The organism is Flavobacterium sp. SOK18b, from assembly GCF_014156605.1.
In the GTDB taxonomy this organism is placed as follows: Bacteria; Bacteroidota; Bacteroidia; order Flavobacteriales; family Flavobacteriaceae; genus Flavobacterium; species Flavobacterium tiangeerense.
The window spans coordinates 16340-39480 of the sequence record NZ_QKNZ01000059.1; the positions used below are offsets into that span (position 1 = coordinate 16340).

The 23141-nt window shown below is 33.2% G+C and carries 17 protein-coding genes; 13 read left to right on the top strand and 4 right to left on the bottom strand.

Annotated elements, in window-relative coordinates; genetic code table 11:
• Positions 1-62: 62 nt before the first annotated feature.
• Together DNC80_RS09785 and DNC80_RS09790 are read left to right on the top strand one after the other, a co-directional pair.
• On the top strand, positions 63-1307 hold the full coding sequence (locus DNC80_RS09785) for an NAD(P)/FAD-dependent oxidoreductase (RefSeq protein WP_182651056.1): 1245 nt from the start codon (positions 63-65) through the stop codon (positions 1305-1307).
• Between the two features lie 285 nt (positions 1308-1592).
• Positions 1593-3011, top strand: a complete 1419-nt coding sequence (locus DNC80_RS09790; RefSeq protein ID WP_182651057.1) for an adenosine deaminase — start codon at positions 1593-1595, stop codon at positions 3009-3011.
• Positions 3012-3059: 48 nt separating this feature from the next.
• On the opposite strand, the gene DNC80_RS09795 is transcribed toward DNC80_RS09790, so the two are convergent.
• The 3 genes from DNC80_RS09795 to rho all read right to left on the bottom strand — a co-directional run bounded on the left by DNC80_RS09795 (position 3060) and on the right by rho (position 10204).
• Positions 3060-5375, bottom strand: coding sequence for a PAS domain S-box protein (locus DNC80_RS09795; RefSeq protein WP_182651058.1), 2316 nt, complete (start codon positions 5373-5375; stop codon positions 3060-3062).
• Positions 5376-5744: 369 nt separating this feature from the next.
• Positions 5745-8213 (bottom strand): zinc-dependent metalloprotease, encoded by a 2469-nt coding sequence (locus tag DNC80_RS09800; RefSeq protein WP_182651059.1) that lies wholly within the window; start codon positions 8211-8213, stop codon positions 5745-5747.
• Between the two features lie 233 nt (positions 8214-8446).
• Complete coding sequence (gene rho / locus DNC80_RS09805; RefSeq protein WP_182651060.1) at positions 8447-10204, bottom strand: transcription termination factor Rho; 1758 nt, start codon at positions 10202-10204, stop codon at positions 8447-8449.
• Positions 10205-10388: 184 nt separating this feature from the next.
• Here rho and DNC80_RS09810 point away from each other — a divergent pair, with 184 nt between their 5' ends.
• The 3 genes from DNC80_RS09810 to DNC80_RS09820 all read left to right on the top strand — a co-directional run bounded on the left by DNC80_RS09810 (position 10389) and on the right by DNC80_RS09820 (position 13479).
• Positions 10389-10802, top strand: a complete 414-nt coding sequence (locus DNC80_RS09810; protein WP_182651061.1) for a DUF4293 domain-containing protein — start codon at positions 10389-10391, stop codon at positions 10800-10802.
• Between the two features lie 218 nt (positions 10803-11020).
• Positions 11021-11683: a response regulator transcription factor gene (locus tag DNC80_RS09815; RefSeq protein WP_182651062.1), complete on the top strand. Its 663-nt coding sequence runs from the start codon at positions 11021-11023 to the stop codon at positions 11681-11683.
• 155 nt (positions 11684-11838) lie between these two features.
• Entirely contained in the window at positions 11839-13479 is a 1641-nt protein-coding gene (locus DNC80_RS09820) for an ATP-binding protein (protein ID WP_255493215.1), read from the top strand.
• Here the strand turns inward: DNC80_RS09820 and DNC80_RS09825 are convergent.
• Positions 13454-13951, bottom strand: a complete 498-nt coding sequence (locus DNC80_RS09825) for a metallophosphoesterase (protein ID WP_144892530.1) — start codon at positions 13949-13951, stop codon at positions 13454-13456. The two genes, DNC80_RS09820 and DNC80_RS09825, sit on opposite strands and share 26 nt — an antisense overlap.
• A 242-nt stretch (positions 13952-14193) precedes the next feature.
• Between DNC80_RS09825 and truA the strand changes: the two genes are divergently transcribed.
• From truA to DNC80_RS09865, 8 genes are all read left to right on the top strand, one after another.
• Positions 14194-14937: a tRNA pseudouridine(38-40) synthase TruA gene (gene truA, locus DNC80_RS09830; protein ID WP_182651064.1), complete on the top strand. Its 744-nt coding sequence runs from the start codon at positions 14194-14196 to the stop codon at positions 14935-14937.
• A 114-nt stretch (positions 14938-15051) separates the two neighbouring features.
• A complete protein-coding gene (locus tag DNC80_RS09835; protein WP_182651065.1) occupies positions 15052-16806 on the top strand; it encodes an ABC transporter ATP-binding protein in 1755 nt (584 codons plus the stop codon).
• Between the two features lie 58 nt (positions 16807-16864).
• Positions 16865-17407: a hypothetical protein gene (locus DNC80_RS09840; RefSeq protein ID WP_182651066.1), complete on the top strand. Its 543-nt coding sequence runs from the start codon at positions 16865-16867 to the stop codon at positions 17405-17407.
• Positions 17408-17571: 164 nt separating this feature from the next.
• Positions 17572-18960, top strand: a complete 1389-nt coding sequence (gene lpdA / locus DNC80_RS09845) for a dihydrolipoyl dehydrogenase (RefSeq protein ID WP_182651067.1) — start codon at positions 17572-17574, stop codon at positions 18958-18960.
• A gap of 206 nt (positions 18961-19166) precedes the next feature.
• Entirely contained in the window at positions 19167-20003 is an 837-nt protein-coding gene (locus DNC80_RS09850) for a serine O-acetyltransferase (protein ID WP_182651068.1), read from the top strand.
• Between the two features lie 3 nt (positions 20004-20006).
• Positions 20007-20924 (top strand): cysteine synthase A, encoded by a 918-nt coding sequence (gene cysK, locus DNC80_RS09855; protein WP_182651069.1) that lies wholly within the window; start codon positions 20007-20009, stop codon positions 20922-20924.
• Positions 20925-21115: 191 nt separating this feature from the next.
• The gene (locus DNC80_RS09860; protein WP_182651070.1) at positions 21116-22183 is read left to right on the top strand and encodes a serine hydrolase; all 1068 of its coding nucleotides are present in this window, start codon (positions 21116-21118) and stop codon (positions 22181-22183) included.
• 194 nt (positions 22184-22377) lie between these two features.
• Complete coding sequence (locus DNC80_RS09865; protein ID WP_182651071.1) at positions 22378-22962, top strand: fasciclin domain-containing protein; 585 nt, start codon at positions 22378-22380, stop codon at positions 22960-22962.
• Positions 22963-23141: the final 179 nt, after the last annotated feature.

The window sequence follows — 23141 nt, forward strand, 5'->3', positions numbered from 1 at the left end:
ACATCAAAATTGAAGTGCCAAAAAAACAGCAAAAATGATTTATTTTTGTCTAAATTTATACTATGAAACAGGACGTTATTATTGTAGGAGCTGGATTATCTGGATTAACAGCAGCAGTATATTTGCACCGCCAAGGTAGAAAAGTACTAATTTTAGAAAGTAGTGAACGTGCGGGAGGTAGAATAAAAACAGATTCAAAAGACGGTTTCCTTTTTGATCGAGGTTTTCAGGTTTTATTGACTGCTTATCCAGAAACGAGAGCTTTACTAGATTACAAAGCTTTGAATCTCAAAAAAATACTTCCGGGCGCCACTGTACTCTACGACAAGGGAAGCTTTGAAATTGCTGATCCGTTCAGAAGACCATCAGCAACACTCGCAACGCTATTTGCCCCCGTGGGAACTATAAAAGATAAGCTGAATACATTGTGGCTTAAAAACAAACTACAAAAACAAACTATTGAAGCAATTTTTGAACAAAAAGAACAAACCACTTTACAACAATTAAAAGAATATGGTTTTAGTTCAAAAATGATAAAGCGATTTTATGCTCCCTTCCTATCCGGGATTTTTCTTGAAAACGAATTAAAAACTTCTAGCAGAATGTTTGATTTTGTGATGAAAATGTTTTCTGATGGTGATGTTGCCGTACCTGAATTAGGAATGGAAGAAATTCCGAAACAATTAGTAAAAATGCTCCCTGAAGGCAGTATAATATTTAATACTAAAGTAATAAAAATAGATAGCAATACAGTAACAACTGATGATGGAAACGTATTTGAAGCCAACCAAATTTTACTGGCTACAAATGCAAATGCGCTAACTCAAACGCATTGTCCAAATCAAAAAATGCAATCACAGCAAGTAACCAATGTGTACTTTGTGGCTGAAAAAGCTCCCACGAACAAGGCAGTTGTTGTTCTTAACGCTTCTACTCTTAAAAAATGGGTCAATAACATGACCGTGATGACTAATGTGTCCAAGGCCTATGCCCCACAAGGCAAAATATTAATTTCTGTTTCTTACAATGGCATCCCAACTATTAACGAAAATACACTGGCGGAAAACATGAAACAAGAATTGAAACAATGGTATGGTGATCAAGTTGAATCTTGGAAAATGATTAAATCGTACCAAATAGAATATGCATTGCCTAATCAAGAATCAGTTCGAAATGATATATCTAGTCAAGAACTTACATTATCCGAAAACGTATTTATTTGTGGAGATAACTTACTCAATGGATCTATAAATGCTGCTATGAGAACAGGTAGACTCGCAGCCGAAGCCATGATGAAATCTAACTAAATTTAAGCCTATTCAACAAAAATTTTTTCAAAATTGAAACAAGGAACAAGGGTTAACATATTAAAAAATTCAACAACACCTTTTTACAACTACTCCTTTTTGAAATAAAAAAAGTGATCAAAATAAACTTTTTTATCAGTAGCCAAAACAGACAATGAAATTGCTTATTTTTGTAAACTATTACCACCACTTAAAAGTTAAAACATTATATAAGAGCTGCTATATTGCTATTGATTTTACTTTTTTGAAAATGGCACACCTTTTACTTTAGCTATAATAAAAAATATGAAATTAGTATATACCTTATTAGTTGCATTTGTCTTAAACACTGTTTATTCACAACCTACTGATGCCTACTTTGAAAAAATTAGAAACAATGAAGCAGAGCTAACCGCTTTTTTTTCGCAAATGCCTAAAGGAGGAGATTTACACCACCATTTTTCAGGATCTATTTACGCAGAGCCTTTATTGCAACACGCCATAAAAGAGGATTTCTACCTCAACACAGAAACCATGGACGTGAGAAAAGTAAAAGAAAATTCAGGAAACTGGTCCTTATTTTCTGCGCTCAAGGCAAATGGTACGCTGGAAGTATACAAACAAAAAATAATGCAAAAATGGTCTATAAAGGATTACAACTACGTGGATTATCCTTCGGATAAATTATTTTTTGAGTCTTTCATGAAATTTGAACCCGCCATACAAGGCAATTTTGCAGCAGGATTATTAGAACTTAAAAAAAGAGCTATTGCTGAAAATGTAAGTTATATTGAAACACAATTATCTACGATTCCAAATACTTTGCAAACGAATGATTTAGTAAAATTCGATTCAAGATTAAGACAATTGGCTGCTGCCAAAGATGAAAAAGCAATACTCAAAACATTAGATTCTCTCTATGTTATTTTCCAAAAAAGAGATGCCGAAATGTATGCTAAAAACTTCAACACTAATTTTGTTGCTAAATTACACAACGATTTAAAAATTGATGATACACAGTTTACAATGCGTTATCAAAATTTTGTATTGCGTTTTATGGAGCCTGTAGATTTATTTAAAAACATAGTTATTGCATTTATCTCTGCAAACGAGAGCAAATTGATGGCTGGCGTAAATATAGTCTCACCAGAAGATGGAGAAACCTCAATGAAAGATTACGGCTTGCACATGTTAATGTTTAAATATTGTAGTTCTCGTTTTCCCAATGTAAAATATACCATGCACGCTGGTGAACTAACACTAGGACTTGTTCAACCCGAAGAATTATCGTGGCATATTGGCGCTGCTGTTCATACAGCTGGAGCAAATAGAATAGGTCATGGAGTGGATATGGCTTATGAAAAAGATGCTTATAATTTATTGCGATTTATGGCTTCTAAAACCATTCCAATTGAGATCAATTTAGTGAGTAACGAGTTTATTTTAAAGGTAAAAGAACAGCGTCATCCCTTTTCGTTGTACAAAAAATTTGGAGTACCCATAGTTATCAGCACAGATGATGCTGGAATTTTACGTACAAATATGACAGAGCAATATGTATTACTAGCCAAAAGATATAAAGAGGTTACCTATAAAGACATCAAGCAATATGTATACAATAGCATTCTTTACAGTTTTATAAAAGAGGAAGCAGTGAAAAAACAATTACTTCTTGATTTAGACAAACGTTTTTCAAACTTTGAAAATCAATTTTCAAAAATGTAAAATTTACTTTTTCGGTATTAACTAACTGGTTTTATTGTTTAAATCCTGTTATTTTGGAATTGTTAAAATAAAACTACATCCTTCTCCTTCTTGGCTTTTGATGTAAATTATTCCACCTTTTTCCTCGACTATTTTTTTTACTATCGACAAGCCAATTCCAGTACTTTCTTTTACATCACGGGCTTCAATTGTTTGAAAAACATTGAATACTTTTTGTTGGTATATCTCTGCAATGCCTGGTCCATTATCTTTGATTGTGAATTCATGAAAATCAGTCAAAGATTGATAACTACATTCAATTTTACCAAGTGGTTTGTCATTATATTTCACTGCATTACCAATCAAGTTCGTAAATACTTGCTGTAACAAAATTCGTTCGGCTAGTACAATAGGGAAATTAGTTCCTATTGAAACTTCAAAAGTATCAGGAACAATAGAATCTACCAATTGTTCTAATAGATCATGTGTATCTACACTTTCTTTCTCAATTTCAATACGACCAATTCTTGAGTATTCTAGAACACCATTGATTAAATTGTCCATTCGGGATACCCTACGACGCAGTAAATCAAAATGTCCTTTAACTTTTTCTGGCAATTCAGGCATATCCTCAACAATCCATTCAGAGAGACTGTAAATAGCTCTTAAAGGTGATTTTAAATCATGAGATACTACATGGGCATATTCATCAAGTTCTCGGTTTTTCTTTTCTAAACTAGTAAGTGCGTCAATAAGATTTTCTTCGGCAATCTTTCTATCCGTAATATCTGTGCCTATTGAAATATATTGGTATGGAACTCCTTTATTATTTAAAAATGGAACAATCGTTTTATTTTCCCAATAAAAAGTCCCATCTTTTGCTTTGTGTTGTACTTCGCCTTTCCAAGTTGTACCGTTATAAATGTTTTCTGAAATCTGTTTTCCAAAATCAGTTTCAAAAAAAGCAGCCATGTTTGGTTGTTCATTTCCTATCAACTCTTCTCTATCAAATTTTGAAACAGTACAAAAATTATCATTAACATACGTTAGTTTTCTTTTTCTATTAGATATTGATACAATAGCAGCCTCATCGAGTGCAGCTCTGATATCTTTGATTTCTTTAGATTTTTCGGAAAGATTTTGTTCGGCAACCGTAATGTCTGTAACGTCTTGTACAACACCGTTAAGTGCAATTATGGAACCTTGAGCATCCATTACGGGTTCACCCATAGCTAAAATATATTTAACTCTTCCGTCTGGAAAAACTATTCTATAATTTGTTTTGAACCTGTTACCGGTTTTGGACACCTCTTCCATAATATTATCCAAAACTATTAAATCATCTTGGTGGATTAAAGTTCTAATTTTTGCAACTAACTCATCTGTAGGCATCTTATCCATTTCAAAAATACGATAATACTCATCAGACCAAATCAAATTTTTTGTAACAAAATTATAATTATAACTGCCAATTTTAGCAATTTGCTGAGACTCCTCAAGTAAATAATTCACTTCTTTTAGATGTTGTTCTGCAAGCTTTTCTTTTTGAACATTTCTAGCAATTGCGTATAAATTTCCTGTTTCTGGATCTGGTGAAGTGTTCCAACTCAAATTTATATATGATCCATCTTTAGTTCTAAACCTATTTTCAAAACTAACTGTCTGCTTTAAATCAGCAAGTTTTCCTACCTCATCAAGTGTTGATTGCACATCCTCAGGATGAACAAAATCTATAAAAGGTTTTCCTTCTAGCTCTTGTTTTTCAAATCCTAAAACCGCTGTAAAAGCTGGATTTACTTTATAGAAAAGTCCATCTAAATTTGCTATACAAACCAAATCCTTTGAGAGATCTATGAAATTTTGCAACTCTTTTTGAGAGTCCAAGTATTCTAAATTTTTCTTCCTCGCATCTAGTAACGCGACCACTTGATTTGCTAAAAGTTGTAAAGCATTTTTTTGTTCTTCATTTAAACGTTTGGGTTCCGTATCAATAACACAAAGAGACCCCATGACAAAGCCATTTTTGTTGATCAATGGAGCACCTGCATAAAATCTTATATTTGGGTTTCCCAAAACCAACGGGTTATCATAAAATAATTCATGTTCCGTTGCATTTTCAACCTCAAAAACATGATTGTTCATGATGGTATATTGACAAAAAGAATCTTCTCGCGATGTTTCACTTGCATTCAGCCCTACACTAGCTTTAAACCATTGTCTGTCTTTATCAATTAAACTTACTAATGCTATAGGAACACCACAAATATAGGAAGCTAACTGTGTGATTGATTCGTACTCTTTCTCTGAAATAGTATCCAAAATTGCATAGTCCTTAAGAACTCTTAGACGCTCAATTTCATTTTCAGGCATAGGGTATACTTTCATTTGAAAAGATTTTGAATTACACCGAAATTTACAAAGAAAAATTGCACAAAGAACATTTTTGAAAAAAATATTAGTTTTTATCTTAAATGTTTGCATAAAACACAAACAAAATCTAAATTATTCAACATAATATTCGTTCCTATTTTTAAGAATACAAACACTGTTCTCAAATGAAAATAGCATGGGAACGAAATCACTAATGTTGAAATTGTTTTAATAATAATTTATTATACTATTCAATTGCAATTACCCTGCTCTACAAAGATGTATAACCTTTTTTTTATAGCAAAACATCATTCCAAAAAAATACCTCCAAATGTATGATACAGTTGGAGGCAAAATTTAAAGTAAATGCAAATCAATCTTATGTTATCTTGGATTCAAAATAAGATCAATTCTTTTTATAGCATCTTCATAATGATATTTTGTTTCAATATTGACAGCAGCAGATCGAGCAGTTGTCAAAAGTACTTTTAATACATTCAATTCCCCACGAACCAGGCCACGTACATCTGATTGTGCGACATTATAAAAATCAGATGGGCGTCCTGATTTTATTTCTTCTTTCATTAAATAGCTCATTCTTTCTATATATGCTCTTTGCAGGTTTCTTCTGTAAATGGTAACATTGGCTCCAGCCGAAGCTTCTTTCCAAATACCTTTACGCATATCACTCAAAGCGTCTAAAGCTTTATAATTATTAGTTCCTACAATTTCGGCATCCAGCAATCTTCCTAGACGTTCAAAACTCAATACACTGTTTAGAAAACGTGCTTGTATATTTCTAAAACGCTCTGTATACCCAGTATAGTCAAGATTTTTTAAGGTATTTACATTAACAATCCATGTAGGAGAAGCAAATGCATTAGCCTGCAACCACTGCATGGCTTCTATTTGTTTTTCTTTTGGCACAACATTATATACACTCCCTTTTTGATTGGGTTTTTTATAACTTTCGTACACTCCACCTATATTAGTAACAACATGCCCTACATACCTTCCCCATACATCTAGCATTTCTTTGTATAACTCATCAAGGTCTTCGTAATTATTAGTCACATCACTGGTCCACTCAGGTAAATGAGTTGCAACATATTGTAAATTTTTCAATCCATAAGTACTGGCTTTCATGGCGTCATTCCCTACATCTTCTGTTTGTGAAGTAGGATCAAAACTACTACTTTGACTCCCAAACTTATAGGTTATATCTCCTGCTTTTTCCATAATCCACTTATCCAAAGTTGGAACTTCAGCCTCTGGAGAATTAGCGTTTGGTATGTATCGATACCCCCAGTTAGTGGCATAATGATCATAAGGACCCATTTGACGAATGAAACGAATATTTTTATCTCCTGGCTGCGCAATATAATTGTATCGAGCATAATCCATCAAACTTGCTGCAATTCCGTTTTTTTGAGTAAAAGCTCCGTCTCTATAACTTTCGGTATTGTATGCGCAACTTGCACCCATATTGTGCGGAAAACCGAGTGCATGTCCTACCTCATGCGCAATAACCATTCGCATCATTTCGCCCATTTCTTCATCACTAGTGTTTAATGTTCGAGCCGAAGGATTTGCTGCACCTGTTTCTAGTAAATAACGATTTCTGTACGAACGCAAATGATTGTGATACCAAATTACGTCACTCTCAATAATTTCTCCAGTACGAGGATCAGAAACACTAGGTCCAACAGCATTTCTTGTAGTACTTGCTACGTAACGAATCACAGAGTAGCGAATATCTTCTGGACTAAAATCTGGATCTTCTTCTTTGCTTGGAGCATCCTTGGCAATAATAGCATTTTTAAAACCAGCTGTTTCAAATGGTTTTTGCCAATCTTCAATTCCTTGCTTGATGTACTTTCTAAGCTTAACAGGAGTGGCAGGATCAAGATAGTAAACTATAGGTTTTATTGGCTCTACAAGCTCTCCTCTGGTGTAAGCAACTGGATCTTTAGGTTCTAATCTCCAGCGGCGAATGTATCTTTTACTATCTGATTTTAAAGCTTCGCTGCCATAGTCTATTTGATCCATCGTAAACCATCCTACCCGATCATCGGCCAGTCTGGGTTGCATGGGCTTTTCTGGCAATAAAATCATCGATTGATTCATTTGAATACTGATTGTTTCAGAATCAACTTGTACGGGTGGTTTTGAAGCATTATAGGTAAAATCTTGAATCACCTCAATGTTCATAGGGAAACTTTTCATGGTATTGATAAAACTTCGAGACTCATCTATACCTCTCACTTTGTAGGTTTCTCGCATTTCTGCAGACAATCCGCTTATGGATCGCACGTCAGTACTGTAAAACTTAGTCACATCAATTACAGTATTTAAGGTGTCTTTGCTAAAGGCTACTATATCAAAAGCGAATAAAGTAGGCTCGTAATTATTAGCTTTAACCGAAATGCTTATTGGCAAACTATCAGCGGCAACAGCACTAAACGATTTAAGTTTTATTAAAATTTTATCTTGAAAACGTTGCCAAACAATAAGTTGTTCATTCGTTTCCGAACCTGCATTTACATATCCACCACCTAAATTTGAAGGGAGTTTTGACAATCTACTCACCAGCAACATGTCTTTATCTAAAAGCTTATTTGGGATTTCAAAAAAATACTTTTTGTCTACTTTGTGGACTGTAAACAAACCCTCATCGGTTATAGCATCTTTTGTAATTACTTTGCTATACTCCTTAATAGTTGTCTCTGGTTTCTTTTCAGGAGCTGGCACTACAACGGCATTTTTGTCTTTTTCCTTTTTAGATTGGGCCTGATTTTCTAAAGGTACAAGACTGGTAAGAGCAATAGCTGTAAAAATGAAAAATTTCTTCATTTAGTAGGTTTTATTAGTTATTTGCTATAAAAATAAATGTAAATCAAGCTTTACTAAATTATATTACACCATTTAACAATTAATTAACAACGAACAAATGGCGTGGTTTGATGTTTTTAAAACTAAGTTTTGCATTTCTATATTGGTTTTAGAGTATTAGAAAAACATAAAAAAACCCAAAAGAAATTCTTTTGGGTTTGGTATTTAGTACGAATTAAATGTTTAAATGAAATTTAATCATTCATAGAAATTAAAAACTCCTCGTTATTTTTAGTTTTCTTAAATCGGTCATTTACAAAGTCCATAGCTTCAATAGGATTCATATCAGAAAGGTATTTTCTCATAATCCACATTCTTTGTAATGTTTTTTGATCTAACAATAAGTCATCACGTCTTGTGCTAGAAGAAGTTAAATCAATAGCTGGAAAAATACGTTTATTAGCAATTTTTCTATCAAGCTGCAACTCCATATTTCCTGTACCTTTAAATTCTTCAAAAATTACTTCATCCATTTTCGATCCTGTTTCAGTTAATGCAGTTGCAATGATACTTAGAGATCCTCCATTTTCTACATTACGAGCAGCACCAAAAAAACGTTTTGGTTTTTGTAGTGCATTCGCATCAACACCACCACTCAAAACTTTACCGGATGCAGGCTGAACGGTATTGTAGGCTCTTGCCAAACGGGTAATGGAATCTAATAAAATAACAACATCATGACCACATTCTACTAATCTCTTGGCTTTTTCAAGAACAATGTTAGCTATTTTTACGTGTTCTTGTGGTTCTCTATCAAAGGTAGAAGCAATTACTTCACCACGCACACTGCGTTGCATATCAGTAACTTCCTCTGGACGCTCGTCAATTAATAGAACGATCAAATAAACTTCAGGATGATTGGCGGCAATAGCATTTGCAATTTCTTTAAGCAACATGGTTTTACCCGTTTTTGGTTGTGCTACAATCATACCACGCTGTCCTTTTCCTATTGGTGAAAACAAATCGATGATGCGAGTAGAAACAGTGCTTTGTTTTTCGGCCAATTTGAATTTCTCTGATGGAAAAACTGGCGTTAGGTGTTCAAATGAAACTCTATCTCGAACAACTTGTGGATCATGTCCGTTGATTTTTAAAACGCGCACTAATGGGAAAAACTTCTCACCTTCTTTTGGTGGACGTACGACTCCTTTTACCGTGTCTCCTGTTTTTAATCCAAAAAGTCTAATTTGTGAAGTAGATAAATAAATATCATCTGGTGATGCTAAGTAATTGTAATCTGAAGATCGTAAAAAACCATATCCATCAGGCATCATTTCTAACACTCCTTCACTTTCAATGATTCCATCAAATTCAAAATCGGCAGCAGCAAAATTGCTTTTTTTGTTTTTAAAATTCGGATTTTGATTTACGTTCCCGTTAGTGTTTTGCTTATTGAGCTGATTCGGGTTTATTTTTTTTATAGCAAGTGGTAATTCATTTTTTACAGCAGGAGCATCTTCAACTATCGTTTCTGGCTCTGATTCTACTGTTTTAACTTCTTCCTTATTTTTCTTTAAAGCTATCTTTTTCTCGTATGCTGATTTATTAAATTTTATAGCTTTACCCCTTTTAACACCATCTTCCTCAATATTCGTGGACATTGCTGGAATGTCCTCTGTTTTTGTATCTGTTGCAGTTTCGTTATCAGGAGATACAGTAGTAATTGCCTCTGGAGTAACGGATATATCATTTTCAAAAAGCGTACTTTTTTCGTTTTTTTGAATGGGTGCTTTTTTTACAGGAAGTATTCTTGTTCTTTTTGTTTTTTCCTCTTCAAGATTCTCACTAGGTTTTGCAACATTCTCCGGTGCTTTACTAAGTGCTTGTTGCTCTAGTATTAGCCCAATTAATGTTTCTTTTTTTACACCGTTAAACTTTATGGTTTTTGCTAATTTAGCAATTTCTTGAAGCTCAGAAAGCTTCATTTCTTTTAATGCAGAAATATCAAACATGAATGTTCTAGGAATTTAATTAATTTTGTTGGAGATGTTATAAAAGATAGGTGGTAATTTTTTAAATCAACTGACCGCAGTATGAAGTTATTACGGTATTATGATGCAATAATACGAATAAAAAATTAGCATACAATAGTATTTTTAAAAAAGAAAATATATTTTTGTAAAACAAATATAAAAAATGATACAACGAATTCAAACCGTATACCTAGCATTAGTATTCATTATGACTGGTGTTTTGTTGTTTTTCTTGCCACTTTGGACCTTAAATGATGGAAAAGCATATTATTTTATGCAAAATCAAATCTATACCATCATTCTTGGACTAAGTACTATGCTGACACTAGTGAGTATCATTTCATTTAAAAAGAGACAAAATCAATTTGTTATGGGCAGATTGAATATCATATTAAATATGATTTTATTAGCATTGTTTGTCTATCGTTCGCTAAATTTATCTGGAGAAACACCTGCTGTTTCTGAGAAAGGTATTGGGATGTTTCTACCTGTTCTTGCTATCGTGTTTTTAGTTTTGGCTAATAAGGCGATCAAGAAAGATGAAGATCTCGTAAAATCTGTGGACAGATTGAGATAATACTATAATTTTTTATTTATTAGTGCGAAGAAAACCCGAATTAATTTTCGGGTTTTTTTGTGATTTATTGAAAATGATAAGATAAATAAATATAATACGTTGTTGCAATTTGACAAATATTTCAATTACATTAAATTTCAAAATTTTGTAAGAAATAATAAATACAAAATCAAATTAGTGTCTGTTATTTTTTATATATTTGATTATATTAAAACTTTATGTCTGATAAAATCCGAATTCACCTTGCAGATGACCATCAAATATTAATCGATGGTATTAAAACGCTACTCCACACAAACCCTCACTTTGAAGTCGTTGGTTTTTCTGTAAATGGATCTAATTTGTATCAGGAAGTTGTTCAAAATAGTTCTGACATATTAGTACTAGACATCAACATGCCCGAAAAAGATGGCATACAAGTCATAAAAGAATTTGCATCAAAAGGATTTCCTTGTAAGATTATAATTTTATCTAGTCATGATGATTTACGAATCATTAAAGAAGTTATGAAATTAGGTTCAAGCGGCTATTTGACCAAGAAATGTGCAGGTGAAAATATTGTTGAAGCCATTCAAGCTGTGCACAATGGGGAAGAATATTTTTGTAGATCTGTTAGAGAGAAAATATTTAATTCTGCTACCAAAGAAAATCCAAAATTAAACAAACTCGATCAAAATGGAGATTTTATCTTAACAGATAGAGAACTTGAGATTATAACATTAATTGCTCTTGAATTTAGTGGAAAAGAGATAAGCGATCAACTCTTTATCAGTATGAATACTGTAGAAACGCATCGTAAAAATATTATGAAAAAATTAGACGCAAAAAACTCCATTAGTTTGGTTAAATATGCCCTTAAAAACAAGCTTATAAAGACTTAAATATCAATATATCACTATTAATACATCCTTTGTATTGGCTTTTAAATACAAGAATTAATTACAGCAGCATGTTAAACAAGCAAATTACAATTCTGTTTTTATTTATTTTTGGCTTTTTCCCTGTTTTGTTATTGGCCGAAGACAAAACCCAAACAATGAAGGATATCATATTGCTTTCTAACAAATCTATTGAACTCATGCGAGAGGGCAGCTATGAGAAATCTTTGATACAATCTAGACTAGCACTCAGCAAAGCTATTCAAATTAAAGACAATAATATCATTGCTAGCTGCTACAACACTATTGCAGCTAATTTTGATCAACTTTCAGAACCTGACAAAGCATTTTATTATTACAACAAAGGATTAATTTATGCCAAAAAAACCAATAATGATGTATTAAAAAACTGGCTATACAACAATATTGGAAACATTTATTGCTTTGATAAAAAACAATACAAAGAAGGAATTTATTACTATAAAAAATCATTAGAATACAGCACTAATATTAATGATGTTGCACAAATTTTATTTACAAAACTAAATATTACCTGGGCGTACTTTGATATTGGTGATTTTAAAAATGGGTATCCCTATTTAGATTACATCAATAAAAATCATAAAAAGGACGGTGATGCATCTACAATTGTAGCGCTGCACATGCTTAACGGAATGTATTATTCGAGTATTAATGATACTAAAAAAGCTACCTTACATTTTGAGAATGCCATCAGACTAGGGATTCAAGGAGATGAAAAATCAGATTTATCATTTTCTTATCTTGAGTATTCTAAATTTTTAACAAAAACTGGAGATTACAAAAAAGCATACTCTTACCTCGACTCCTACATTAGATTGACCGAAGAATTAAAAGACGAGGAAAAACTAAAAAAAGCAAATGTTGCAGGAATAAATCTTGAAATCGACGAATATAAACGTGAAATTGACAAAATTGAAAGTGAGTTCAAAACCAAACAAATAGAATTATTAGAAGAACAATACCGCAATAAAAAAATTGTAATTGTTGTAGCCGTAATCTTGCTATTACTCTCTTTGGTCTTTTATATTTTAACTTTAAACGCAAAGTTAAAACACAAAAACAAAATTAAAGACTTACAAAGCAAGGTTCAAGAAAACATACTAAATGCCTCCATTAATGGTCAAGAATTAGAACGGAAAAAAATTGCTTCTTTTTTACATGATAACATAAGTGCTCTATTATCATCTGCAGGAATGCAATTACAAGCTTTTACCAATCAAACACAAAATTTCCCTACTGAAATTACTAAAACAAAACAAATCCTTGAAAATGCACACGACCAAGTTCGGGATTTATCCCATGAATTAATGCCTTCGTTACTGGTTCGTTTTGGATTATTTGATGCTCTGGAAGATCTATGCGAAAAAAACACAAACTCATTACTGAACTTTGTCTTTAACAATTCAGTAGATCGAAACACCCGTTATGACGAAGACTTTGAAATGAAAATCTATTTCATCATTATGGAACTCATTAACAATACTATAAAACACAGTACAGCCTGCCAATCTATAGTTTCATTGAACGAAAATAATAACACGTTGCAAATAAAAATTATTGATAACGGAAAAGGTTTTGATTCTTCTAATTTTCATATTCTTGAGGGCTTTGGAATTAACCAAATTAAGTCTAGAATCAATAACTTGAAAGGGACATTTTATATTGATTCAAAACTCAATTGGGGTACAACTGTAAGCATTGAAGTTCCCATACACTATCATAAAAAGAATTCTAACCCCGTTTACCCAACTCAATAATTTCCATATCCTTAATTTTATCTCCTTCTATCACAAATCGCAACATAGTGCGTACTTGATGAAAACCACTTATACCAGCGGCTCCAGGATTAAGGTGCAAAAGATTCAGTTTCTTATCAAACATAACTTTCAGTATATGAGAGTGTCCGCAAATAAATATTTTCGGCGGATTTACAAGTAGTTCTTCTCTAATACTAGCATTGTACTTCCCAGGATAACCACCAATATGTGTGATCCACACATCAACTCCTTCACACATAAATCGGTTGTGTAATGGAAATTCCATTCGAGCCTTTGCATCATCTATATTACCATAAACAGCACGCAAAGGTTTTACTTTTTGTAGCGCATCAGTAACAATCAGATTACCTATATCGCCCGCATGCCAGACTTCATCGGCTTGGTCCACATATTTCAAAATGGTATCGTCTATATGACTGTGCGTATCCGAAAGTAAAAGGATTTTTTTCAATTTAAGTTTTTTTAGGAGCTTTTTCCAGCTATTCGCTTTATTCCCGATCAAAAAAACTACGGCTAAAAAGCCTTATTTTTTAAAATCGGGAGATACCGCTGCTATCTGGGCTAGAAATTTTGGTAAAAATAGCCATTCTTGGTTCAATAATGAAATCGAATTCATTCTTAACAAACTTTGGCAGTTTGTCATTTCCTTGCACAAAAATTAATAAGTATCTTTGTCGCATCAAAAAAAAACAGTTGAGATATTTCGTTAAATTTGCATATAATGGCACGCATTACCACGGATGGCAATTCCAGCCTAACGCAGCCTCTGTTCAAGAAACCATGAACAAAGCCTTTTCGGTATTGCTAAATACACCCCTAAATCTTATGGGTGCCGGAAGGACTGATACAGGAGTTCACGCAAGAGAAATGTATGCTCATTTTGACATAGAAAAATCATTTGATAATACAAGTTTGATTCACAAACTCAACTCTTATTTACCCAAAGATATTGTAATTTATGACCTGATAGCAGTTCATGATGATGCACACACTAGGTTTGATGCTACTAAAAGAACTTACGAATATCACATTCATACTTTTAAAGATGTATTTTTACAAGATAAGAGTTGGTACTTTCATCAAACGTTAGATATTGAACTTATGAATCAAGCAGCACAAATACTGTTTTTACACACTGATTTTCAATGTTTTTCTAAAGTAAACACTGATGTAAACACATTTGATTGTACGATTTATGAAGCGCATTGGACACAAAAAGACAACAATTCATTGGTTTTTACCGTTTCGGCAAATAGGTTTTTACGCAATATGGTGCGTGCCATTGTAGGAACGTTGATCAATGTAGGGTTACATAAAATTACACTCGAGGATTTTACAGCCATTATTGCTAGTAAAAACAGAGATAAAGCCGGGATCTCGGTTCCTGCACATGGTTTATATTTAACCAAAATAGAATACGATTACATTACACAATAGCCCTGATTACTTCACTCAACTTTTATTTTCGTAGGAGTTCAGTGAATTACATTTGTAACGAATAGCAGACACGAGCAAAGCAAATTCATTAAGTAAACAGCTCCAAAAAATAATATGAAAGCAAAAGCATTTGATACTAGATTATTCAAACGAATATTAAAATTTACAAAACCCTATCAATGGCGTTTTAATGGAGTGGTTATTTTTGCCATTTCATTGTCAATATTTGCAGCGTTACGCCCGTATTTATTGAAACAAACCGTTGATGGTTACATTGCTACACAAGATCAAAAAGGATTATTGATGTATGTAATCTTAATGGGGATTGTACTTTTATTAGAGGTGTTTTCACAATTTTACTTTGTCTTTTGGGCCAACTGGTTGGGTCAAGACATTGTAAAAGACATTCGTACCAAACTGTTTCAGCACATTTTGAGTTTTAGAATGAAATATTTTGACCATGTTCCTGTGGGGCAATTGGTGACTCGTTCGGTTTCTGATATCGAATCTATTGCTAGAATTTTTAGTCAAGGTTTGTTCATGATAATTAGTGACTTGATGAAAATGGTTGTGGTGCTCGGTTTTATGTTTTACATGAACTGGACCCTAACTTGGATTGTTATTGTCGCCATGCCTATCCTGGTTTTTGTTACGAGGATATTCCAAAAGAAAATGCAAGTTGCTTTTGAGGAAGTGCGTACTCAAATTGCCAATATGAATTCCTTTGTACAAGAGCGTGTCACGGGCATGAAGATTGTTCAACTCTTTAATAGGGAAAATATTGAGTCAGAAAAGTTCAAAGAGATAAATGACAAGCACAAGAAAGCGTGGATAAAAACCATTTTATACAACTCTATCTTCTTCCCTATTGCAGATATTATTTCGTCATTGACACTTGGTTTTATTGTGCTTTACGGCGGAATCAAAATATTAAACGGAGACAATTTCACTACGTTTGGAGATTTATTTTCATACACCATGTTTATTGGAATGTTGTTCAATCCACTAAGACAAATTGCCGATAAATTCAATGAGATGCAACTGGGAATGATTGCTGCCAACCGTGTTTTTGATATTTTAGACACCCAAGATCAAATACAAGATACAGGTATTCTTGAGGCGCCAATTTTTAAAGGAAATATTGAATTTAATAAAGTTCGTTTTGGTTATATTCCTGATGAAGAAGTAATAAAAGGAATTGATTTAGAAGTAAACGCTGGACAAACAATTGCCATTGTAGGTTCTACTGGTGCAGGAAAATCTACTATTATCAATTTACTGAATCGTTTTTACGAAATCAATAGCGGTTCCATATATATTGATAATCAAAATATTGAAAATTATACTTTAGGTTCTTTACGTAAGCAAATTGCGGTAGTATTGCAAGATGTTTTCCTTTTTGCTGATACTATTTTTAATAATATCACCTTAAATAATCCTGAAATTGATCGCGACCAAGTATTGGCTGCAGCCAAAAAAATTGGAGTGCATGAATTTATCATGAGCTTGCCTGATAATTATGACTTTGATGTAAAAGAACGCGGAGTAATGCTATCCTCTGGTCAGCGCCAATTAATTGCATTCTTGAGAGCCTATGTGAGTAACCCAAGTATTTTAATTCTTGACGAAGCAACATCTTCTATAGATACCTACTCTGAAGAATTGATTCAGCGTGCTACTGAGACTATTACAAAAGGCAGAACCTCTATTGTTATTGCGCACCGATTAGCAACGATTGTAAACGCTGATAAAATTGTAGTGATGGACAAAGGGCTAATCGTTGAACAAGGTACACATCAAGAACTAATTAATCGTGAAAGTGGTTTTTATAAGAATTTGTATGACTCTCAGTTTTCAGTGGCGAATTGATTAAAATAAAATGTTTAAATTCACCTGCTTTAATAGTTACATTTAAACCTGCAAGCAATTGAAGAAAATAGGAATTGGTTTCTTGATACTACTTTTATATTCGTGCATCCCACTACGAATTGCACCAAATATTGAGGGTGATAAAATTGTACAAGCCAAAAAATTCAAAAAAGACCTTCCAAATTGCTACGGATTTGTCTTTGAAGACAAAAAAAAGGCTGATGAATTTTACAACTTTATCAATACCAAATACAATTTAAAACACAGCAATGTAGATTCAAATGTTCCCATTATTATTGACAACAAAACTTTTTATATGTCTTTTTTTGAAAGGGAAAGAGTGACAAAAACGCTGAATTTAATTCCAATTGCCGTTGATACCGGTTTACAAAGCAAAGGGAATGATCCGATCTTTGAGGACAATTATACTTCTAGAAATGGTTTTTGGTACATCATTAATTCGGTTAGGGATAAAGAAATCAAGGACTGTCTCGACCCAAATTATCCCGAACTAGCAATTGTTACCAAACATTTAAAAAAGCTTAGAGATGAGTATTTTTCGACCACAAATTATATTGAAGCCTATTTAAAAATGAAATGATTGAGCTGGTGCAAACACCATTGCTAATAAACTTATAAAACGGTTAATTTTTTTTAAAATAAATCCTTAATTTTGCTATCCGAAAAGCGATTCAAACAAGTCGTAAATGAAAATAGTAGAAGTACTGCATTCTCATCAATAAAAAAAACAAAAAAAACTTTACAATGAAATACGATATTATAGTTTTAGGAAGTGGTCCTGGTGGTTATGTTACTGCAATTAGAGCATCTCAATTGGGCTTTAAAGTAGCCGTAATAGAAAAAGAAAACTTAGGTGGTGTATGTTTGAACTGGGGATGTATCCCAACAAAAGCCTTACTTAAATCGGCTCAAGTTTTTGATTATTTAAAACATGCTTCGGATTACGGATTAACAGTATCCTCATTTGATAAAGATTTCCCAGCTGTCGTACAACGCAGCCGATCAGTAGCAGATGGAATGAGCAAAGGTGTTCAATTCTTAATGAAAAAAAATAAAATTGACGTGATTGATGGTTTTGGAAAACTAAAACCAGGCAAAAAAGTTGATGTTACTGACAAAGAAAATAAAGTTACAGAATATAGTGCAGATCACATTATTATAGCTACTGGAGCTCGCTCTCGTGAGTTACCAAACTTACCACAAGATGGTGTAAAAGTAATTGGTTACAGACAAGCCATGACATTGCCAACACAACCTAAATCGATGATCATTGTTGGTTCTGGAGCAATTGGGGTTGAGTTTGCACATTTTTACAACGCAATGGGAACAGAAGTAACTATTGTTGAATTTATGCCAAGCATTGTTCCTGTTGAAGACGAAGACATTTCTAAACAAATGGAACGTTCTATGAAAAAAGCAGGTGTAAAAATCATGACAAACTCTTCTGTAGAACGCATTGATACCGCTGGTACTGGTGTAAAAGCATTTGTAAAAACAGCTAAAGGAGAAGAAGTTCTTGAAGCTGATATTTTACTTTCAGCAGTTGGAATCAAAACCAACATTGAAAACATTGGACTAGAAGAAGTAGGAATTGCTACTGATAGAGATAAAATTTTAGTTGACGCTTTCAATGCAACCAATATTCCAGGTTACTACGCCATTGGTGATGTAACTCCTGGTCAAGCATTGGCTCACGTAGCATCTGCCGAAGGTATTAACTGTGTAGAAAAAATTGCAGGACTTCACGTAGAGCCTATTGATTACGGAAACGTACCAGGTTGTACCTATGCAACTCCAGAAATTGCATCTGTTGGGTTAACAGAAAAACAAGCTAAAGAAAAAGGATACGAATTAAAAATTGGTAAATTTCCATTCTCAGCATCAGGTAAAGCAAAAGCTTCTGGAACACCAGATGGTTTTGTAAAAGTAATTTTTGATGCTAAATACGGCGAATGGTTAGGATGTCACATGATTGGTGCTGGTGTTACTGATATGATTGCTGAGGCAGTTGTAGCTCGTAAACTAGAAACTACTGGACATGAAATATTAAAAGCCATTCACCCACACCCTACTATGAGTGAGGCAGTAATGGAAGCTGTTGCTGATGCTTATGGCGAAGTAATTCACTTGTAAGATAAAACTCTTTGAATTCATAAAATCCGATTGGCTCGTTTGCCAATCGGATTTTTTTTGCTTCAATGCTCACAGAAATACGCTAATTTGTATATTTTTTGTACATTAACAATTATTTACAAAACGTACCCTACTTTCTAAACAAATCTCCTATATCTTTGTAAAACGTGGGCAGGACCACATTATTTAGAACTTATTTTATAAAAATGACACCTGAAAACAAACGATTTTCTTCACTTTTAAGCGAAAACCAAAATAATAATTGGGTACGAGCAATTGATTCCTCTAAAATTGTCAATTGGATTGATGACTTATTCAAAATTTTATTCCCTGAAAAAGCCTTAGAGACCATTCAAATAGAAGTACTCTTAAATCAAAACAAAGCCGATTTTATTAGTATTTTATCCGAAATTGTAAAGAACAAACCAACAGAGGTGATACTTGATGATGCCGAAGCGTTTTATACTACTTTACCACATTTATACACTAACATGCAGCAAGATGCTCAAGCCATTCTTGACACAGACCCAGCTGCTGATTGCATTCAGGAAATCATTAATTCCTACCCAGGTTTTTTTGCAATTGAAGTATATCGTATAGCGAATGCCATTGCAACAAGAACCCCTTGCCTACTGCCCCGAATTTTAACGGAGTATGCACACAGTAAAACAGGAGTAGATATCCATCCCAATGCTACCATTGGAGTTCCGTTTATAATTGATCATGGAACAGGAATTGTAATTGGTGAAACCACAGTGATAGGAAAACATGTGAGTGTTTACCAAGGTGTAACTCTAGGAGCTTTGCAAGTAGAAAAAAGCATGCAAGAAAAAAAACGACACCCTACTGTTGAAGATCATGTTATCATTTATGCTAATGCCACCATCTTAGGTGGTAGTACAATAATTGGTAATCACAGTATTATTGGTGGAAATACGTTTATAACCAAAAGTGTTAATCCGTATTCATTTGTCATGCAGTCTAATAAAAACACAGTTTTAAATCAACTAGAAACAAAAGATATTAATTTTTTCTCTATATAAGTTATGACAAAATTCAACAACATACTCGACACAATTGGCAATACACCACATGTAAAAATCAATCGTTTGTTTGGCAACAACCATAATATTTTCATTAAACTGGAACGCGCTAATCCTGGAGCAAGCATCAAGGATAGAATTGCACTTGCCATGATTGAAGATGCCGAAGAAAAAGGGTTACTCAAAGCAGGTGGAACCATTATTGAGGCCACATCTGGTAATACTGGAATTGGTCTTGCCATGGTTGCAGCCGTAAAAGGATACAAATTAGTATTGGTTATGCCAGAATCCATGTCTATAGAAAGACGAAGACTCATGAGCTTATACGGTGCCGAGTTTGTACTTACACCCCGAGAAAAAGGAATGAAAGGAGCACTAGAAAAAGCACAAGAACTAGTTGATGAATCTCCTAATGCTTGGTCTCCACTTCAGTTTGAAAATCCCGCTAATATTGAAATTCATAAAAAAACCACTGCACAAGAAATTATAAAAGCATTCCCTGAAGGCTTGGATTACTTGATTACTGGAGTAGGAACTGGTGGTCATATAACAGGTTGTGCCGAAATACTAAAACAGCATTTCCCAAACCTTAAAGTTTATGCAGTAGAGCCAGAAGCTTCTCCTGTAATTAGTGGTGGCGCTCCTGCTCCTCACCCTATTCAAGGGATAGGTGCTGGATTTATTCCTAAAAATCTTCATACTGATTTATTGGATGGAACAATTCAAGTAAGCAAAGACGAAGCATTCACATACGCACAAAGGGCCGCAAAAGAAGAAGGAATGTTTATAGGAATATCATCAGGAGCATCACTTGCGGCAGTAGCCAAGAAACTTCCTGAAATTCCTGAAAATGCAAATGTATTGACTTTTTGTTACGACACAGGAGAACATTACTTAAGCATTGAAGGCTTATTTGTTTAAATAAATTTCTAGAAACCGATTTACAATTGTAAGTCGGTTTTTTTATTCTAGTCTATAAATTTAAATTGTTAAAATTAACATTAAATACGTTTATTTCATATCTAAATTAGAATTTTTCAAGATTTTAAACCTAAAAAACAATAAATAGTTAAACCTTTTTAAAAATATGAAGTCATAGAAAAAAAACTATTATGAAAAATTTTATTTTAATACTATGTATTGTATTAGTAAGCAGCTGTAGCAATAATAATGAGGAAGTAGAACTAAATTCCACAACTGAAATGTATTTCCCATCAAATTCAAATAGCAACTGGGAAACCACATCAAGTGCAAGTTTAGGTTGGAATCAAAGTGCAATACAACCATTAAAAGATTTTTTAATCCAAAAAAACACAAAATCCTTTCTAATTCTTGTTAACGGCAGAATAGTAATGGAGGAATATTTCAACGGACACACAGCAACAGATACATGGGAATGGAATAGCGCAGGTAAAACACTTGTAGCAACTACAACCGGAATAGCAGTGCAAGAAGGACTAGTAAACTTGAACACAAAAGTATCTAATTACCTGGGTACAGAATGGACTAGTATGCCATTACCTAAAGAAGATCTAATCCAAGTTCGTAATTTATTGACCATGACTTCAGGAAATGATGACAGTAAACAATTCATGATAAAATCAAATATAACTTACATTGCTGATGCCAATACTCGATGGGCTTATAGTAATGTTTTTCAGAAATTAACTGATGTGATTGCAAAAGCTAGCAATAAACCATTTGAAACTTATTTTAATGAAAAATTAAAAAATAAAATTGGCATGGATGGCTTTTGGAATTTTGGAGCTATTTTCACAATATACCATAGTACAACAAAAAGCATGGCGCGATTTGGACTATTAGCATTAAATAAAGGAAAATGGAATAATGAAACAATTGTAAACGAATCCTTTTTTAACGAGAGTGTAAATACGTCTCAAAATATTAATCCATCTTACGGCTACCTATGGTGGTTGAACGGTAAATCGAGTGCAATGATACCAGGTGAACAAACCGTATTTCAAGGTTCACTTGTGCCTAATGCACCTGCTGATATGTATGCAGCAATGGGAGCCAGCGATCAAAGAATTTATGTTATCCCGAGTAAAAAAATGGTAATCGTTAGAATGGGAAATGCTTCTGACCCATCAAACCCTAACTTTGCAGTTTCTGGTTTTGACAATACCCTTTGGAGTAAAATAAATGCTGTTATCAAATAAATAGAATTATTATTACAGAAAATAAAAGTGTTTTACAATTTCAAAAAGTATTTCTTTAAATTCAAAACTGATTGGCTAAACTCATGAAAACCATCTGCTTTTAATTTTGTTTAATTTTTTGTTAAATATATTAAACAAATACATTAAATGCCTATATTTGAATATCTTAATTTAATTAAACTAAAATATTTAAAATGAAATTAGTAAAAGTAATCGGTGCTATGGCACTATTAGGAGTTATTACAACTTCATGTGGAGAGAAGAAAACTGCTGAAACAGCAGAAACCGCTGACACAACAACAGTTGCAGTTGACTCTGCAGCAGTTGTTGAAACACCAAACATTGTAGGTGTAGCAGCTGGAAATGCTGATTTTTCTACATTAGTAACTGCTGTAAAAGCGGCAGGATTAGTAGAAACATTAAGTAGCGAAGGACCATTTACAGTTTTTGCACCAAACAATGCAGCCTTTGACAAATTGCCTGCGGGTACAGTTGATGGGCTATTGAAACCAGAAAGTCTTGACAAACTGAAAGCAGTTTTAACGTATCATGTAGTTTCGGGAAAATTTGACGCAGCAGCAGTAACTGAGGCAATCAACAAAAATAATGGTAAATTTACCGTTACAACTGTTCAAGGTGGTAAAATCGAATTGAGCTTAAAAGATGGAAAAGTAATTTTAACGGATGCAAATGGAGCAACATCTACTGTTGTTCTTGCTGATGTGGCTGCTTCAAATGGTGTAATTCATGCAATTGACTCTGTGGTAATGCCAAAATAATGTATTGATTTTAAATCAATTTTTTTAAAAACCGTTGCAAAGTTAAAATTGCAACGGTTTTTTTATTTTTTTTGATAAAATTTCTTATTTTTATTCCTTGTGAATTTTAATTAATTACATTTTTAAGCATTCATACCCACAGTAAATTAAAAAATTAATTAATTTTGATTACAAATTTT

Excerpts from the sequence above, each read along its gene's own strand:
- DNC80_RS09815 (WP_182651062.1), top strand. The coding sequence starts at position 11,021 with ATGTCTGATAAAATCCGAATTCACCTTGCAGATGACCATCAAATATTA.
- DNC80_RS09850 (WP_182651068.1), top strand. The coding sequence starts at position 19,167 with ATGACACCTGAAAACAAACGATTTTCTTCACTTTTAAGCGAAAACCAA.
- DNC80_RS09810 (WP_182651061.1), top strand. The coding sequence starts at position 10,389 with ATGATACAACGAATTCAAACCGTATACCTAGCATTAGTATTCATTATG.
- DNC80_RS09835 (WP_182651065.1), top strand. The coding sequence starts at position 15,052 with ATGAAAGCAAAAGCATTTGATACTAGATTATTCAAACGAATATTAAAA.
- DNC80_RS09790 (WP_182651057.1), top strand. The coding sequence starts at position 1,593 with ATGAAATTAGTATATACCTTATTAGTTGCATTTGTCTTAAACACTGTT.
- DNC80_RS09800 (WP_182651059.1), bottom strand. The coding sequence starts at position 8,213 with ATGAAGAAATTTTTCATTTTTACAGCTATTGCTCTTACCAGTCTTGTA.
- DNC80_RS09795 (WP_182651058.1), bottom strand. The coding sequence starts at position 5,375 with ATGAAAGTATACCCTATGCCTGAAAATGAAATTGAGCGTCTAAGAGTT.
- DNC80_RS09860 (WP_182651070.1), top strand. The coding sequence starts at position 21,116 with ATGAAAAATTTTATTTTAATACTATGTATTGTATTAGTAAGCAGCTGT.
- rho (WP_182651060.1), bottom strand. The coding sequence starts at position 10,204 with ATGTTTGATATTTCTGCATTAAAAGAAATGAAGCTTTCTGAGCTTCAA.
- DNC80_RS09820 (WP_255493215.1), top strand. The coding sequence starts at position 11,839 with ATGAAGGATATCATATTGCTTTCTAACAAATCTATTGAACTCATGCGA.
- DNC80_RS09785 (WP_182651056.1), top strand. The coding sequence starts at position 63 with ATGAAACAGGACGTTATTATTGTAGGAGCTGGATTATCTGGATTAACA.
- cysK (WP_182651069.1), top strand. The coding sequence starts at position 20,007 with ATGACAAAATTCAACAACATACTCGACACAATTGGCAATACACCACAT.
- lpdA (WP_182651067.1), top strand. The coding sequence starts at position 17,572 with ATGAAATACGATATTATAGTTTTAGGAAGTGGTCCTGGTGGTTATGTT.
- DNC80_RS09865 (WP_182651071.1), top strand. The coding sequence starts at position 22,378 with ATGAAATTAGTAAAAGTAATCGGTGCTATGGCACTATTAGGAGTTATT.